Origin of the sequence: Aquimarina discodermiae, assembly GCF_040786235.1 — a bacterium.
In the GTDB taxonomy this organism is placed as follows: domain Bacteria; phylum Bacteroidota; class Bacteroidia; order Flavobacteriales; family Flavobacteriaceae; genus Aquimarina.
In genome coordinates this window covers 123,468-141,958 of record NZ_JBFMKP010000003.1, presented here as the reverse complement: position 1 = coordinate 141,958, position 18,491 = coordinate 123,468, and the positions used below count along the sequence as shown (strand labels likewise).

Genomic DNA, 18,491 nt, shown 5'->3' with positions numbered 1-18,491 from the left:
GGAGGGGTAATCATTCATAGCATTACCCCTGCTTTTTTCTAACAAAATTTGCCAATATCGTGATCTGAACTGGTATTACTCCCATTCATATCCTAACACTACATAGAAATCCTCAATCTCATTTTCTGCTAATGCATTTCCTGTAGGAGACTCAATGGTTACATCCCATAGGATATCGCCAGAAAAATCCAGGGTAATATTATCTACCGTAGTATCTTTCATACCGTAATGTAAGTCTCCGTACTCGGCAACTTGTGTAAGTATCATTTCATCTGCTCCTGCTGGTGGCGGAGTTGGTAACGGTGGACTTAGTCGTATATCATAATCTCCTGTCTCCTTACACCTTGCCATTAATGCTATCGCATTGATTTTTAGACTATGCATATTGTCTCTATACGGAAATAAGTCTTTGGTAATACGAATCGTCATCTGGTTTGGATCTCCTTCATTTGGATATAACAACTTATGCCAGTCTGAAGCAAATTCTCTTTTTAGGTCGATAATCTTGAATGACGGAGTTTCATCATCTTGCCCAAAATACTCTTTCAGGTTTGCTATAGCTCCCTCTTTTAAAATTCCTCCTGCCTCACGAGCTGTATATTGAACGCTTATAACAGCATCGGTAATGGTCGAAAAATCAAATTGACGTAAAGACTTTCCAAAATCAGGATCATTAGTATCATTAAACAAATCAATCGTCCAATCACTAATTACTCCTGCCCCTTCAAACGGTAAATAACGTTCATCGTTAAAATTTAATTGAAATAGACCACTATCGCCTTGCGCATTACTGGTAGCAATCGATTTAATAGGAATGTTATTTTGTATAAATCTACTATCACTTACCCAAACTCCATCTTCGCTATTATGCGCATACCCGTCTAATACCTCAGTTTTTGTTCGAATATGGTTCTTTAAGATACGTAACGAAGCCGATATGGTAGTATAAGGCCCTGCAACACAAGGAATCGAAATACTAACCGACTTGATACGTCTAAAATAGTGCCCCGGAAAATCAAGATCAAACAACTCTTCTGGTAACGTAAAGAAACATTTACCCGTTTCTCTAAGTTTTACCAAAGCCAATGGATCCAGTAAACGCAGCGAAATATGTTTGGTGAGTTCTAATTCACGTTTATTCTGATCCATATAGACCGATTCTAATTTTCTAAGGTCATATTGTAATCTGTCTCCAGAAAGCAATCCCTTTTTAAGGCTATCCCAATACCCAAATTTTATAAAATCAGAATCCTGTACTCCTAACTCAAAACGATAGCATCTTTCTGCTTTTTTGGCCAAATCATAGGCCTGTTTATAGCTTTTAAAATATACTTGAGATACTTCGCCTACCATCCATTGATAGAGTTCTTTATTGGTATATTTAGATTTCATATAATCGTCTACCTCTTCAGAATGTTTTATTTGAAGTTTTTGGTTATCTAGTTCTTTCTCTGCTACTGTAATTCTTAATTCTGAAACTTTGATTTGTTCTTCTATTTGTATCAACTCCTGATCGGCAAGGTCTTTTTGGAAATCCCATTCTTCTTCCCTTCTTTGGTAACTAGCAATAGTACTTGCCATACTGGCCGATTTATCCAGGATAGTAGCCACATTATATAATCCATTGGCACCTCGTTCTGCAGCATTACCTGCGCTTTCTCCTCCTGTCTCTGCAGTAAAATGAGGGCTACCTCCAAATCCTGATGCTCCTACTTTAAAATTTGGAATGATAAACATAACCCCCGCCAAAACATCTGCAATCGTACCAATGGTATGAGAAACAATAGAGAGCCCATTGAGTACAGTAGCCGCAATTTCACCTGCATTCATAAAGTCTTTGCCACCATAATAATCTCTCTTTATCTCTGTAAGTACTTTGCTTTCTTTTAATGCATCTAGGTTTGTTTTGGCTTCTTCTATCTGTACCTCACGCACAGTACGAATTGCGTCTAACAGTTTATACTCATGTTGTTGACGTAATAACACCAACTCTTCTGCATCTTTTTTCTCTAAAGCAGACAGTAAAGCCGATCCCAAAGATTTTACATCGTTACATACCTCGTTTGCCTTTTGTAATAAGGTCTGAAATCTATAATAAGGTAAAGGCGCGTTTAGATCAGCAATGGCTCCTGCAATATCCATACCTCCGGCTACTGCTTTTACTAATGCACCGGGATTTATTTCGGGTTCGAAAAGCGATAATTGTCTTACCACTCCTTCGATATTCATACAATTACGTATTTTGAACAATCTATCGACCACTACATCCCAATATCCCAATAGTTTATCATTTTTTGGAATACAGAAATACAGGGTAGGAATAGGCGGTAAACTACTGGTATCTTCATCTCCTACTGGCAATACCGGAATATAATTTTCTACTTCTATAAGTGCATTGCTAAAGTCATCAAAATCATTTTCAAGCTCGTTAAAAGTCTCTACTGGTGGTTTTACTTGCGGCGGAATGTTTTTTGGTTTTGGCCCTAATAATTCGGCTGCTAGTACATATAATTGAGTAGCTTCATTAATCGATTCCATAGAATCTTGTCTAAAGAGGTAATCTCCCCAGGCGATTAAGTTATCCAGATACTTCATAAAAACTGTTTTCTGATACGCCACATTTCTATATTGCGCAATACGATGGGGCTCAAACGGGTTGTACCTCCAGTCTTTTACCTGTCCTATCAACTCATTTCTATAGTCGTCATCATCAGGATCATCACCGGCCAGTACTTTTAAAATGGTATCGATACGTTGTTTGGTATAGGTCTCATCACTGGTAAGGAAAAATGGTTTGGTAATCCAATACTTTTGTGGTGCAGGAGCATCAGTCCCGTCGGGTAATGTACCCTCTACTCCTATCGGATTAAAAATATAGTGGTACCATTCCATCGCTTCTTCAAACCGTTGATTTTTACTTAAGCTATTGGCAATATGCAAGGGTGTATGATAAAATAACTCCCAGTTATAAGGTGAGTAACTACCATCTGCCGAAAAATCTACCTCTTCTTTTGGATAGAAATCACCTTGGTTAAAATCGAATACCTTATTAGTTGGCGAATATATCTTTGCAAAACTAAAAGGGCTTTCCATTAATTGTGTTTCTCTACTAAGCATAGCCGGAATACCTTTGTTAGGATTGTACACTTTCTTGATAAAGTCACAAACAAAAGGGTGATAGAAGTTCTTGAAATGATATTTTCTTTCATTAAACAAACTTAAAGAAGCATTTCCTAAGTAGATTCTAAAAATCTGCATATAAAACCTAACCATCAAATCTCTTAACTCTTCATCGGTAATAGATGTAACAGGCTCTTCATTAAGATATTGATTTAAAAAATTTGCGGCAGCAACTTTTTGAGCTTGTGTATAAACACTTAAATCCATAGCATCTGCCATGGTTCGTAAAGTACCTTCTGCGGCACCTTCATACTCCCTAAAGCTTTCTTTGATATCTGGATAATAAAACTTTGTTTTGCCTTCTGCACCTAGTAATGCGGCAATAGTATCATCTCCTCTACCCAAATTTAACATCGGGAATGCAGCAAAAGTCTTATTCCTATCTGCATAGAAAAAAGGTAACCATGCACCCAAAGGTATCCTAATACCATCAGAAAGATCAGGAAGTATATTATCTAAGCCCAATAAAAATTTATCTAGATACGAAAAATGCCATGCAAAATGAGAATTGAATAAACCAGGTGTTTTTTGTAACACCTCATAATCATTACTACCATCGTTAGTAAACATATTTTGAATCAATGAAAAATCTCTGGGATTATCGGTTCTAGATGGATCTTCATTGTGGTCTTGTTCTTCAACAAGACTTTGGTCTGGATATACCGCATGTGCAAAAAATCCTGGAATACTGGATTTTACAGGAACACCTTCACACCCAAACAATTCGAAAGCCCCATATAAACCTCCTTCAAACCGAATCCCTACTCTACCATCAAAATCACTGCGATCTATAGGATAAAACGCTAATGATTTTCTATCAAACGGATCTGAAGATGGATAGGACTCATAATAATCCTTAGATATCTTTTTTGGCATCCAAATATTATTACGATACTCTGTTCCTGCGAGTCTTAACTGAGTTCTTTTCTTAGTTTTTTGAATATTCGCCGAACTATCATCTGCATCTGGAATTGGAGCTGTACTATTTGCATCCTCATCTGGCACCTCTCTAAACTCTGGCCAATACAGATATAATCGTTTATTAACCACCATAGGAATTAGATGATCTCCTTGTATATCTACCTCTATTTTTTCCCAGGGAGTCCAAAACCTATAATCATACTTACGGTAATAATAAATATGTGGATCGGCGTTTGCAGTACGTCCAAAAACATGGATAAAGGTTTGATCTGCATCATCTTCATGATAAAAACCTGCAATATCTAGTCGGGCCACATCATTTAACTTATCCAAGTAGTTTAAATACGCTTTCTCTGCAGTAAGTTGTGTAATCTCATTCTGTAATAATTCATTTTCAAGATCCTGAAAAAAAGATGATTTATCCTTTCGCAGCTCTGGTTCTATCCAGTTTTCTGGATATAAAAATACTTTTCTATTGGCTTCCCATACTCGGTATTTGCGCATCCATTTCCACCATTTCCATGCACTATCACCATCATCTCCATCAGTTTTTACAATTACCTTGGGCTCTAACCCCATAAAACTACGTTGCACAAATAGCTGTACAGAACCCGATGCCTGTACCAACCTGGAAGTAAGCATACAAGAATTCATTTCTGTATCCAGTAAATAATAGGCATATAAGTCATTGGTATTTTCCCATTTACCAGAAGGTGCATCTGCGGGTTTAGGTTGTGCTAATAAATAAGCAGACAGTGCATCTCGTTTTTGTTTACGAATCTCATCTTGTATCTCTGTACTTATCGTCAGCCAGGTTTCTGGGCCGTACTTAGATCGCAATACTTGTTTAAGCGTAGTAGATTCACTCTCGTTTTGTGTGGCATTGGTAAATGCCAGAGCGGTAAGGACACTTGCATTTAACTGATCCAAGATTCTCATCGATGTATAAATACGCTCCCAGTTCGTAATCAGTAAATAATCAGTAGGATAGTTTAGATCGGTATGATTGATCCATGCTTCTACTTCTGTTGCTTTCCATTCTGTTAACTCCTCAACTTCTAATGAGAATGCAGTGTTATCTACATACTCGCCATCATGAAGTTTACCCAATAGGGTTAGCACACTTAACTCGTCATGTTTGAAACGTGCATTGAATATAAATAGCTTTTCGGTATGTATCAACTCATCTAATAAAGCAATACTATCTGTAGCATCTACCGGAAGCTGACCAAAATCTATGGCTTGTGTTGGTGTATGGTATGTAGTGAGCCATGTTACATCTTCGAAACCTAAATTCCATTTATTGATCAACATCCCTACTCTCGATAACCAATGATAGGTATCAAAAGTGTCTTTTGATGTCGCATAATCTACTACTCCAGAACTACTACCAAAGGTATCTTTAAAGTGTGTAAAAATGGTCTCTGCTCCTATGATTTGATACTCCTTAATTAGCTTTTCTACCACACTTTCAGTAAGTGTTAATGCGGCACTTAACTGGCTAACAATTGTCGCTTCACTATCTTTTTCTACTAGATATCCCAATAATCTTTGTATTGCTAAAGCAAGATGAATTTCAAAGAAATTTGCTACAGAATAATCTAAATCTGTAGAAGCTATCCAAAGCTTTGATGCATCAAAAACACCACTTACAGGCTGTGTGTATATACTATTAATCGCATTTAAATAATCTGCATCTGTAGAGAGGACATCGAGCGCATCCTTTTCTACTTTGGTCATAATACCTAAGAACTCAATCCTTTTTTCCTGTACATTAAATGAAATTTTTGAAACCGTTTCTTCTGGTAATTGATTTTTAAAATCTATAGCATCTGGTAAATTGGATAAAGGTGCTTCAAATTTTTCTTCATAAAATTTAAGCGCTAGTCTGGGTTGTTGATACAACTCTTCTATGGCTTCCTGATACGATACAATACCCGTAACTGCAGCCAAAGAAGCATCATTAAGCAAGGTATTCCTTTCGGCATCAGTCATTACACCTGTAAAGCGAAGTATCCCAGAAGTTTCATTATATCCTATTTTAATAACATCTGCTATGACATTAGGAAAACTAAATGCCGCAGGCATACCAGTCACATTAGTTTCCGTCACTGTAATGTTTTCGAGAACATTTAGGATATAGTTAAGTCGTTCATCGCTTTTGCCTAATGTTTGTAATAGTTGTGTTGCTAATACTATCAACTCTGTTGTATCTGTTGGTGGTATTTCTATAACAAAAGGATATTGTGAAACATCGTATTGCGAACTAATCTCCTGTAAACTTGTTCTAAGCGTCATCAAAAACTTGGCAATCGATTCTTCTGTAACAGCCGATTTAGCATCTATAGCTGCAGACAACACATAATTGATCTCATCAAAACTGAAATCTGATGCTTTTAAAGTTGTAACCAAATCTACAAATTCGCAGGCAGTTTTAGGATCTGTAAATAGTGCTATATTCTGGTCGTATACTTTAAGTAAGAGTGCCCAATCGTCGGCTTTGATTTTTAATGTTTTGGATAACAGTGAATGCCTATACAAAAATGATAAATGATCGAGTATGATATCGCCATCTACTCCATTTGGTATATAAAGAGTGCCATCTGAAGCCTTGGTAAGGTTCAAAAACACATCCAGGTCGGTTTCTTTTACACGAAGTGCTGCTTGAATAAGTTCTTTGTGAGTTGCAATTTTTTCAGTATTGGTAGCCACATCTACTTGATCAACCTCAAAAGAAGGGTTTAGAGGATGAATCAGCTTTTTATTAAGAAACAGGTCATGGTATAATGAATTTTTTCTGGGCTTATGCAATTCGGTAAACTTAGTAGTCGTATTGATATTTCCTAACAGACTACATGTTTGTTCTATACTTATCTTTTTTCCTAGTTTTTTCTTTAATTCTGAAAAGTACATCAGATTGATCAAAAAGGGTTCATTGATACTTCCTGCTCCTATGCTTGGGTGGTTGATCACCAAATCTACTTCCCACATTTCCCAATTTAACTTTTTCCAAAGTCGTATAAAACGATGCATACGATCCAGGATAGAAGTGCTTAAAGGGGTAATTACCTTTTGATCGGTATCACAATTGGGTTGCAGATGTTCTATATGGATAGTTTTATCTGGATTTATGAATTCTAAATCCAAAAGAGTTAATAGCTCGTTGTATTTTAGTTGGGTAACATTTAAAAACGTTTTTACATTTTTAATCTTGTTTAGTAAAGCGGTATTATTATTTGCTCCCCAAAATTCGAACTGCTGCGTAGGCGCTGCCTGCAACATGATATTTTTTTCATCTGCTGATGCCGATGGGTCCGACGAAATCCCAAAATATACTACCGCAATATCCCCATCAGAAGCATTGTTGGGAGCTGCAGTTCCTTTAAAAAGTTGCATTAACTCCCATCGCTTTACTTTTACTTTGGCAAATGACGCTTTTACCTCTTCACCGTACAAATCAAAAGGAAGGCCAAAAGGATGCTTGGCTTCTCGTAGTACTTTATAGGCTTCTGGATTTACATATTGCGGATTGGCTTTAAGCTCATCTGCAGAAGCTTTGGTATTGCGTAATATTTCTGCAAAATAATTAGCTGTGGTTTTCTTTTTAAGTAGGTAGGTAATACTTTCTGTATGAACTATCCATTTATCTACCCCATCAAGTTGAGATAGATGAATTGGTGTTACTAATTCTATGTCTTCATTCTGAAATGCTGTAATTATATCATTTTTTGCCTGATCCAGATCTGTAGCATCAATGCTGGTCAATCCATTTAGTTCAAGGTCATTGTTTCCGTTTGCTACTACATTTTCAAGTACTTCGCAAACTACATCTATATAGGGTAAGGTTACATTTGCATTTTCGCAATTGAGCTCTAAGTATCCCAAATCTGGCCTGCGATCAAACAAGATATCTTTTACCGGGATCCCATTGGATCGCCTTTCCTTTAAGAACATTAAAATATCTGCAAAATACGCTGCTGGACTATATACCGAGCGACAGTGTTCACACTCGCAAGTATCTCCTCCTTTAAACAGATTATTCCAGTTCGGGAAATCAGAAATCCCCTCACTACCTGCTGATAGTGCAGCTACCGCCCCTGCATTTTCGGTTGACTTCAGTTCGGCAAGCAAGGTAACGGTTGCTGCATGAGTTGCTTCTGCGCGTGACCAGGTGGCTCTGGCGCTTTCTCTATCAAATCCGGGTTGATTCTCATACCGCCGTACAAATTCGGTTTTTCCCATCTTATAGATACTGTACCCAGAATGTACTTTATCTTTCATCAAAGTAGCAGAAGCTTCAAAACTTGGGGAAAGCTTAAATACTCTTTGTATTGCTTTAAACTCTGTGGTTAATGCTTCATCTTTTTTTAATACCGGTTCTTTTTTAACCAACTCGTCTATAGGGGTTGTCAAAAATTCGAAATCCGGATTTTTTGTTAGAACTTTTTTAATTTTTGAAGCATACGCTATGCCCATATTTGTATCCCCCATATCTGTGTTTAGAGATCGTTCTAAACTTCCTAAAAATGAAACTGTAGGATACGATTTTTGTAATTGCTTATGTACCATTTTTCCGTAAGCTGCTGTAAATACCTCGGTTTCATTTTCTGGTAGGGTAAGGTCATATGGTATTTGTACAGTTTCTTTTTTTGCGGTCTTAACGATGAGCGTTTCCCAGTCTTTTTCGCTGTGTTTTGCTAACCCTCTTATATCTTCTGAGGTCTTTATCGTATAGGTATCTTTAATCGCTTTTACCAATGTAAAATCTCCATTTACATAATTACCTAGCTCAAACGATGCCTGAAGATCTTTGATTTCTGCAACTTTAAAAGATTTATTTTTTTTAAGCTGATCAACCAATTTTGGAGAAAACGTTTTGTGCTCATTAAAAAGCTTTACAAAAGTGGTTTGCTTCTTCTGGTCTTTGATACCCGAAGCGTTCAATACTCTTTTAGTAAATGATTTTTCTGCCCTTGGAGTAGACAATTGTGCTTTGGCAACATATTCGTTAAATTTTGTCAACCATTGATCAATAGTCTTTTTCGTTGTTTTAGCTATTTTTCTGGTTTCAAAAGCACGATCTAAAGACTTTCTTATACCTGTTTCTGTTAGTTGCGGAAGTCTTTCTACCAAATATTGACGATGCGATTCGAGATTGGTATAGGGTTGTTTTTCATAAAACGGCATTCCTAATACAACAAACCAAAAAGAGGCTGCTATAGTACTTTCATTTTGAAAATGATGTGCCTGTACAAACTGAAGTAAGATCTGTTCTTCATGTCCTGTTTCCCCACTTAAAAAATGAATATCCTTTTGTTTCTTATCCTGTTCGAGTTTTAAGATAGATTCTCCTGCTAACAAAGACTCTATTTGGAAGGTGATCAATTCGAAAGTTGACATCGAAACCTGGTCTTTAGTTTCAATATCAAAATCTATTCTCGCATTCGTTCCCGAATTATAATATACCTCTGATACGCCTATAAAATTATTTTTAGGATCGTATACCTTTATAAAAATGTCGGTAGTTTCTTTTTCGGGTCTTATCTTATCACTAGAGGTATACTGAAGTTTATACGATCCTTTGGTATTGGTCAATCCTTCTGTAAGCAGTTTTTCTGATCGTAATTTTTTCTCGAAAACCTGTATCATAAATTGCTTGGCAGGACTTCCGTTGGGTAACTTAACTTTTCCGCTTACTGTATACTTTTTCTCTAACAGCTTATCAGGAGTGTAGTCTAATTGCAGATCGATGGTAGCATGTTTTGTTGTATCATTATGCTTTTTAGATTTCCCAAGTAGCTTTCCATCGGGTAAAAAAACACGAATCACAATATCTGCTCCTCCTTTTTCTTTACTGGTCTTTCTAAAATCCTGTTCAGCATACTTGATCTCATAACGTCCTTTTGCATCTGTAAAAACAGGACTTCCTAATAGATTTTCGGGAGTGCTTATATCAACATCGGTAGCTCTCACCATCAATCCTTGAAGTGGTTTATTGGTTTTATTAGTAATGGTCCCTTTGACTAAATATGTTTTTTGTGTTTCCATGATTCTTTTTTTAATAGTTGCTAGGGTATGTAACAGTTTAGTTTTTCAACTTCTTTCTTATTTCAACTTCTTTTGCTTTTATAATTTTTATAGTTCTTCCTTGCTTTGATATATTTATAGTTTTACCAGAAAAAGCCTTGAATACCTCCGGTAATCGTCAATGCCGGGGTTCCTGCAGCTGGTGATGGGGTGATACCCAATTGTAATCCAGCTCTAATAGATGGTGTTCTAGGAATCCCAAATAATCTACCCATTTGCCCACCTGCAGTTCCAAGTGCACTAAAATCAGAAACTGTACCTGGTGGTGAACCATCGGGAACGGTGTTATGTCTATCAATAAATTGACTAACTCCGCCCGGGCTAAGCTCTAAATCGGGTATGCTACCTGTTACACTTCTTGCAGCAGATTCTGCTCTTGGTATAGATTCACTTAATTCTGTTGGCGTAGCTGCTAGTGGAGCTCCCAAGGTTAACCCTAAACTAAATGTTCCTGTAAGTGCATTGTATCCAAAAGCCTGGGAAAATCGCATTGTTTGCCCACCTCCAAGCGTTGTTCTAAATCCAAAACTTGAGGAAAGTGATGCATTTCCTTCTGTATTCACCGTAAATGAAGACCTAAAATCTGTAGGAGAATCACCTGTACCTCCTGCTATAGTCATAGAACCAACTTGTGATGATGGATTATAACCTATTGATGCTGAACCAATATTTGGGTCACCAAGTCTAAATGATATGTCTGAACCATATGCATACCTGAGTCTTAAATGCAAATCTCCTGTATTGATGGTGGACAACTCTGCGCCAGAAAGTTCAATTCGTAACCTCAACAATTCCCAAAATCGCACATCCAATCGTTGATCTGATAATGAAAAATCAGCCTGAACTGGTGAAGGTGATGGTGGATCTTCTGCCGGAGTCTCAGAAATCTCTGGTGAGGAGGACTCTGGAGTAGTTGAAGTAGCACCATCTGGTGTAATTGACGGTATGGTTATTCCTGGCAAGAATAAAGGTATTTGTGGAGGTGGCCCCAATCGTAATGTACCTGGGCTAAGCACAGGACTCAACCTTTGAATCATTCTATCTTCTGAAGACTGCTGATTTAATAACGATGGTGGCTGAAGTCGTAAAGGAGGATCATCGGCCTGTCTACCACTTTTATCTATTTTCATGATTGGGTTATTGTTACAATACCTATATACATTTACCCCATCTCCAATACCAATGGGATCTGCACTTAACCATCTTCCTAGCCAGGATATATAATACCTGGCACCATGATATGCCAACCCTGTTTCCTCGTCTCGCTCCATCCCCGTATAACGATATCGTTTTGCAGCGGCCAAAATGGTACTATTATTTGCCTGATATGCTGTAGTACCAAAAGGATGGTACTCTTCATAAGAAATCACTCTTGCACCTGGTGATCCTTCTAACTCTAAGGCAGCAGAACCTAAGTGGTTGTGCAATTGATATCTTACCAGTTGTTTTTCTGTGCCATCATCTACATCATTTCGGATTTCTACCATTACCAATCGATGCTCGTTTTCTAGTAAGCTTAAACTCGTTCTTTCTAACCCCGCATTTGCGCCTGTGTACTTTTTATACAACTCATAACCCGATATGTAAATACGTTCTTCTCTTTTGGTAGGTACTCCGCCTTGCGTGGCCTGATTCTCGGTTATTTTTCGAATTCGCTGACCATTACCATCGTACTGGTAATAAGTCATGACAGGAATATTATCCCCAGTACAGTGTTGCCTACTGGTATGAACAATTTCTTCTTTAAAATTCCAATCTATGCGCTCGAGATGTGGCATCTCTTCTAGATATCCATGGGTAGTATGATGTTGGTACTTTGTATAATTGGCTGGATTACCGTTATCTCCTATTTGTGTCCTTCTTAGTCGATTATTTTGTAATTCATATTCATAGGTTCTTGTCCAGTTACCTCGTTGTGCAAGGTGTTTCATTTCTAGTATATTTCCGACGGTATCATAACTATATTGTTGTGTATAATTGCGCACTGCCATTGGATCACCCGGGTTTAAATAATGGGCAAAGGCTTGATCATTCCAATTGTCACAACTACCAAAGTTCGATGTTGCATCATTTTCTCTGCCCGTAGCTGCTACCAGACGATACAACGCATCATAGGTATACGTAGCAAGTCCTGTAATTTTTTGATTGTTAAAAAATATAACTGGAGCATCTTTGTCTTCGATATGAGAGATATTGCCCATAGGATCATAGGTATAATACCAATCTTGTAATCGATCTCCATTTTGTCGTTTACTTTCTAATCGTTTCAGTCTAAAAGTTTCTTTATCATAATAGAATTTGGTGTTTACATAATTACCATAAACAATGTTGTTGCGCTGCCCTTTTTCATTATAATCAATACTTCTGATATAGATAGATGCAGTTACATGTTCTGGATGCAGTACGCGTTCACTATTCAATAATCCGGTTTCGTTATATGAAGGTGTAATAATGCTTCCGTCTGGAGCCGTTTGTCTACTAATTCTTCCTAATGCATCTGTTTCTGTGGCAAATGTAAATCCCGCACCCGGCTCTAAATCATTAAGCAAATTTGCGTCTATCCAATTCGCTACTTCTTTGTAGTTTTCATAAAGCTTTCTAGTGGTTGCCAAGGGTTGTCCTTTAAAATCATAATCGGGTGTATCTACCAATCCCGCAGTATCATATTGCTGAATGATTTTTCCCAAAACATTTTGGGTTTGCAAAGCAGCTTCATTAAATCTGTTAAGTTGAGTTCTTACGCCTGATAAGAGACTTTCGCCATAGATTATTCTATTAAAAATATGATCCAATGGTGCTGCTCCGTCTCCTCCTATTACTTTATTATGAATAGGCCTTTGCGCATTATCATAGAAATACTGAAACTCATGATTTCTCTCATCCCAGGTGCGAAGTGGGCTACCTAAAACATTGGTCAATAACCAACGTTGCCCGGTATCCATACTATGGGTGTATACCACATTACCCAACATATCATATTTATAATGCATCACGATATTATCACGAGCATCTGTAATCTCTCTTAGGTTTCCTTCGATATCCAGTTGTACCTTTGTTTGGTAAAATTCATCTGTATTCGTTGTAGTATTTTTATTATGATCAACAGACATAATCGCTCTACCCAGCGTATCAAAATGTAAAACAGTAGGAGTATCTGCATGTGCAGCAGCCTTGTCTGCTGCCTCTTTTTCTTTGATTGGATCTTTTCCTTCTGCTAGTAACTGTGCATTGATTAGGTTATTTGTCCTATTCTGATACCATGAAGACTCGAGAATTGTATCATTAGTATCATAACTCACTTTTTTCCAGGAATCAAACTCAACTTTTGAAAATGTATCGTCGGGCATTTCTGTTTTTATCAACCTACCTAAAGCATCATAGTAATGGATCGGGGTTACCCCTGTTTCTACTAGTTCTTTAACATCTTCATATTGATAATTGACAGAAAAATAAGGTTCGTATTGTTTTACTACGTTTCCTTTGTTGTTTTTTATAGTTCTACCATTGCCTATCCAGCGAAGCTGCGGTGGAGTAAGTGTTGAGGTATCTGTTTCAATTATTTGTATAGTGTTATCTGGATTCACTACTACCTCTCTGGCCAACCCCGGAGCTGCCTGTACTTTACGCATAATTACTTCACCTCCTCCACTCATATATTCAAATTTTATTTGAATTGATGAATTCATGTTTTGCAGAAAGTGCTGCTCTCTAAGAACAGTAGCAACTGTTATAGGTTTACCAGAATTTGTGTATGCTTCAAAATCATATACAAATCTTGCTGTAGCACGGTTTAATAAACTTGTTGCGATATTTGTGAGTTGTCCAGAATCAGGAGCCTGAAAAAAATCATTGATCAATGTTGATTCTGCAATGTCGGTAGCTTCAGATAGCCCTGTCAATTCATCTGCTTCATTGCCTTTTCCCATAACAGCCAATGCTTTTACAAACCCAAGTTCATCACTAATAGTCTCTGATATATTACCATTAATATCTATCATTCTATTGGGTGAAAGCGTTCGCAAATTGAAGCTTGTAGTCTTAGCAATATTTCCTAATACATCTTCGGTTTCTTCTATCAATAAGAAATAATTATTATAGTATCTTACTTTGGTAATTGCATCATAAGGATCTCTATAGGAAATAGGCATATAAAAACGATTTTGTGCATCATTTTGGGTTTCTGCAGGCGTTTTGTATTGTAGTACTCCAGAACGAACCCACCAATTATCATCTCCTTCGCTATGTATAAATTTGCCTTCGACCAAAAGCGCATTATTTGCTTTTGCCTGAAAAATATCTGCCACCAATTCTGGAGTATATGCCAATTGATAATTTTGAAAAGGAAATGCCAATGACTCTATTTGATGCAACGGTAAGGCTGTGGTTAAATCGTTTTGGTAATACGTAGATCGTATATGTTCGATCAGTCTTTTTTGAGCTTTATTGCCTACCAAAGGCTTCTCTATTTCGTGGTATAAAGCTGTATCTGATTGTTCATCAGAAAGTATGTTCTCAAAGTCATTGGGCAGATAAAACATACCTGTTTTAGAGACTCCTTTAAGTTCAAAAGTTTTTACTTCTGATGGTAACCGTAAACGATAGGTGTTTTCTGCTATAACATCATTGGTAAATTGGTTATTGGTATAAATAATGGTCGTTTTGCTTTGCGCTTGTTGTATCTCTATAGGAAGTGCCCCATCTGGTAATATTCTAGGGTATACAACTGACGCCGATTCTAATACATTGGCATATTCATCTAAAACAACATTTATGCTATGTGCTATCCTAGGGTCTTCTGTATTTCTTTCATAAGTATAGGTAATTGCTTCACTTTCTTTTACTATAAATATAGCATGCTTATTTTTTCCCTTAGGTTGCAATAGTTCGATCATACAATTATGAGTTGCTACCGAAAAAGGAGTTAGTTCTTTTTTATAAGCTGCTTCTGTATTTCCATATTTGATCGCATCTTTTGCAAATGTTTCTGATCTAAGCATCATTCCCTTACATGCTCTATGTGCTTCTTGTAACTCTTGTGCAGATAATGTATTTAATATACCAGAGGTCATTCCGGGAGCAGCTACTAATTTGGCTTCTGGCAGTGTCACCTCGTGATGAGCAACTGTAAAACCTTGTCGTCTCATCTCCTCATACCAATAATCTTTTTCAAACTGATTCAGGATGTTACCCTTTTGTAAGAAAGCCCCTGTATGATTCCAGATTTTGGTTATTACTGGTTCCTGATGTAAGGATTCGTCTACTATATTTGAGGCGTCTCCTTTTTGCCAATGTTCGAAAGTTTCTGCATCGATTTTCTCTACCATCCCAAAACCCCGAAACTCTCTTTCTGGGTGGTCATAATACCCATGATGATATTTATATTGTGTAACAAACTTATGTCCCGATATTTTATCTTGATTTGTGATTTGAGAAACACAATGAACTGGAAAATGTAATTTGGTTACCCAAGGTTTTCCTGCGAGCTTATCTTGGATATAAAAATGGGTAGAAGCGGTATATTCTATAGCTACTTCTTTACCCATATTATTTTTATAAGAAACCATTACATGCGGTTTCTTACTATTCATAAGATCAATATATTTTAGTGATGCATTGGCGTCTTTTGTCAGCGTACTTGACCAAACAATACATGCCACACCATTACCCAAAAGATCTGTTATTGTAACATTAGATTGTGTATGAATTTCTGGAAAAACAGCTATTTCAAAAGGAGTATTACTAAAACTGTTTCCGCTTAAGTTTTTCCAGCAACTAAATTTGCTTTTTCCTAAATAAATAATGTCTGATGTTCCTGATCCATCAATATCAGCTAATTTCAGATAAGAAGCATTAAACAAATCTGGATGGTCAAACAAGGGAGCGTTGTCGATCGCAACTTTTGTCCCAAATTTTCCATACCCAAAATTTGGCCAATAGCATACTTCTCCATTTCTGATTCTTAAAATATCGGTCATTCCATCTCCCGACATATCTGCCAAATAGATACTTTGCTCTCTATCATTAAATAGTATATGTGGCCCCTTTTCTTCATCCATCGATTTGGTAGTGGTGCTGGCAGCAGTGAATCCATCTCTACCTTGCGACTCATACCATGTGAACACCTGATCTTCAGAAATTATTACTTCTGGCTTACCATCACCGTTCAAATCCAGCATTCGGGTATTGGCATCATTAAAATCAATATTGGGTAATTTTTTGAAGGTTCTAAGCCCGTGCCATTTATTGTTGTCATCTAACTCAAAATATCCTTTTGGTTCTGTACCTAAACTAGTAAGTTGCTTCCCTCCGTCTGCGTCCAAATCCAGCAACTGTAACCTTCCTCCCAAACCTGTAAAGGATGGTTTGGGAGAAACTAACTTGGCTTGTTCAAATTTTCCCTCACTTAGATTTTGTTTATAATACCACCCATTAGCTTGTTCTGTAAGGATGCCAGATAGACCCTCATTATACAAATCTGTAAACTGGTATTGTTGTTCATCCAACCCAACCGGGGCATGAATTAGATCATTTGTTGCTATAGTTTTAATCTCATTACTCCAATCATGATTTTGGTATTCAAATTCTATAGGAGGAAGTTTTTTATAAGAGTATGATCCATCTGGTTTTTTGATGTAGCCAAATGATGTAACTGCTTTTAAAAATGTAAAATCCTGCTCTGTAGTAGTATCATACTCAAAATTGATTGATTTAACCAATGTTTTTGTATCTGATGTATCTGGTAATACTGCCAATTCTTCAAATACATGAAATAGTAATACTCTTTTACATAATCGTGTTGTTCTAAGTTCAAAACCAGGTTTATAATTAGAAAATGCATCGGCTCTAAAATCCCAATCATGAATGGTTTCTGGCGAATCTGTTGGCAATATGGTTCCGTAATCAAATACAGTTTGAAACATATAATCTGTTTCTGCAGGAAAAACATTTCCGAACCCTTGATAGAATGTTTTATTACCATATAGAATTTTATCTATATACAGGTTGGTATACGTAATAATACCGTTTTCATGTCTATTACGATTATGTAATAAAGATTTATCAAACCCCTTTTCATCTTCTTTCTTATAAATGTATTGAGAGCAATTTCCTTTGTCGTCAAACACAAACTCTGGTAACCATTTATATATTTTTTTTGGATCTTTTGGATTCGAGATAATTGCATTGTTTGTCCAACCAAAAAGTGTAGTTGTATTATCTCTAGTAATTACTCTCCATTTTATTTGTCTGGTTGTTTTTTCTGTCCAACGTTCTATTCGAGCAAAAAGCCCCTCTATACGGGGTTTGTATTTTCTTATGGTAAATAGTCCATCAGTGCTATCTCTTTCATCCAGAACATATTCTTCATCCATATCCAAAACAAAACTTCCGTCTTCATTCTTTTTAAATTCAGGAACTAAATCTTCTGCTTCAGAAAATAAAAATGTATCAGAATCAATTGCATCGATATACTGTGGCAATGCTTTATCTGTTTTTCTCTGCATAGCACTAAGATTTAATCCCCATCCTAAACCAAAAATGCTATTACCAGCCCCAGAACTATAAGTAATTTCTAAGGACGGTGATGCACCTCTTGCTGGTGAAAAAGGTAGTGGTATCGAGAATGAAGAAGTTCCATTAACTGCATTTACAGAGAATTTTTCATCGATGCCTTTAATAGCTCCTCCACCCTTGGGTAAAGATATTGATGGTATATCTATTGCATTGGATTCAGTTTTACCGCTATCAGTTTTCAGAAAATCATTATTTGCACTATTTTTTGATGAATCATTCATTTTTTAAATGTGTTTAATAAACATTTCTTCCAGAGTTCTTTATAGGGAAAAGTGCTTGAATCGAGTTCATCGATAAATAAGCGTACTTATAACTCTAATCTTTTAATATATTGAGGATAGAAAGGGGGACTTTGCACAAATGATTTTAAAACTCAGATGTTTTAATACGCCATCACTGATTTGTTTGTTCAATTGAATAGCATCTTACAAATCAAAGTCGGCAATTACTATTAAAATTGAATTCTAAAAACATTTATTATACTGAGTACCAAGTTAGTTTGTTTATAAATAGAAGTGCTAAGGTCTTCCCCCCATTTTAGATAAGGTGTTTACCCCTATTTTTGAAATCTATCAATTTATACCAGCATAATTCATAGATAACTGCCCAAGTAAATTGATTTTATTTTTTGTTAAACCCGGATTAAAATGAAAAAATTCATTCCTATGAATACGTGTTTTGGTGAGAAAAATTCTCTTTAAAGGTATTAGTTAATAAAACAAAAAACCACA

2 protein-coding genes are annotated in these 18,491 nt (G+C 36.5%); both read right to left on the bottom strand.

The window, feature by feature from the left end:
• Positions 1-75 precede the first annotated feature (75 nt).
• On the bottom strand, positions 76-10,149 hold the full coding sequence (locus ABW636_RS02610; protein ID WP_367588396.1) for a Tc toxin subunit A-related protein: 10,074 nt from the start codon (positions 10,147-10,149) through the stop codon (positions 76-78).
• Positions 10,150-10,271: 122 nt separating this feature from the next.
• Entirely contained in the window at positions 10,272-17,981 is a 7,710-nt protein-coding gene (locus tag ABW636_RS02605; protein ID WP_367588395.1) for a SpvB/TcaC N-terminal domain-containing protein, read from the bottom strand.
• Positions 17,982-18,491: the final 510 nt, after the last annotated feature.

Excerpts from the sequence above, each read along its gene's own strand:
- ABW636_RS02605 (WP_367588395.1), bottom strand. The coding sequence starts at position 17,981 with ATGAATGATTCATCAAAAAATAGTGCAAATAATGATTTTCTGAAAACT.
- ABW636_RS02610 (WP_367588396.1), bottom strand. The coding sequence starts at position 10,149 with ATGGAAACACAAAAAACATATTTAGTCAAAGGGACCATTACTAATAAA.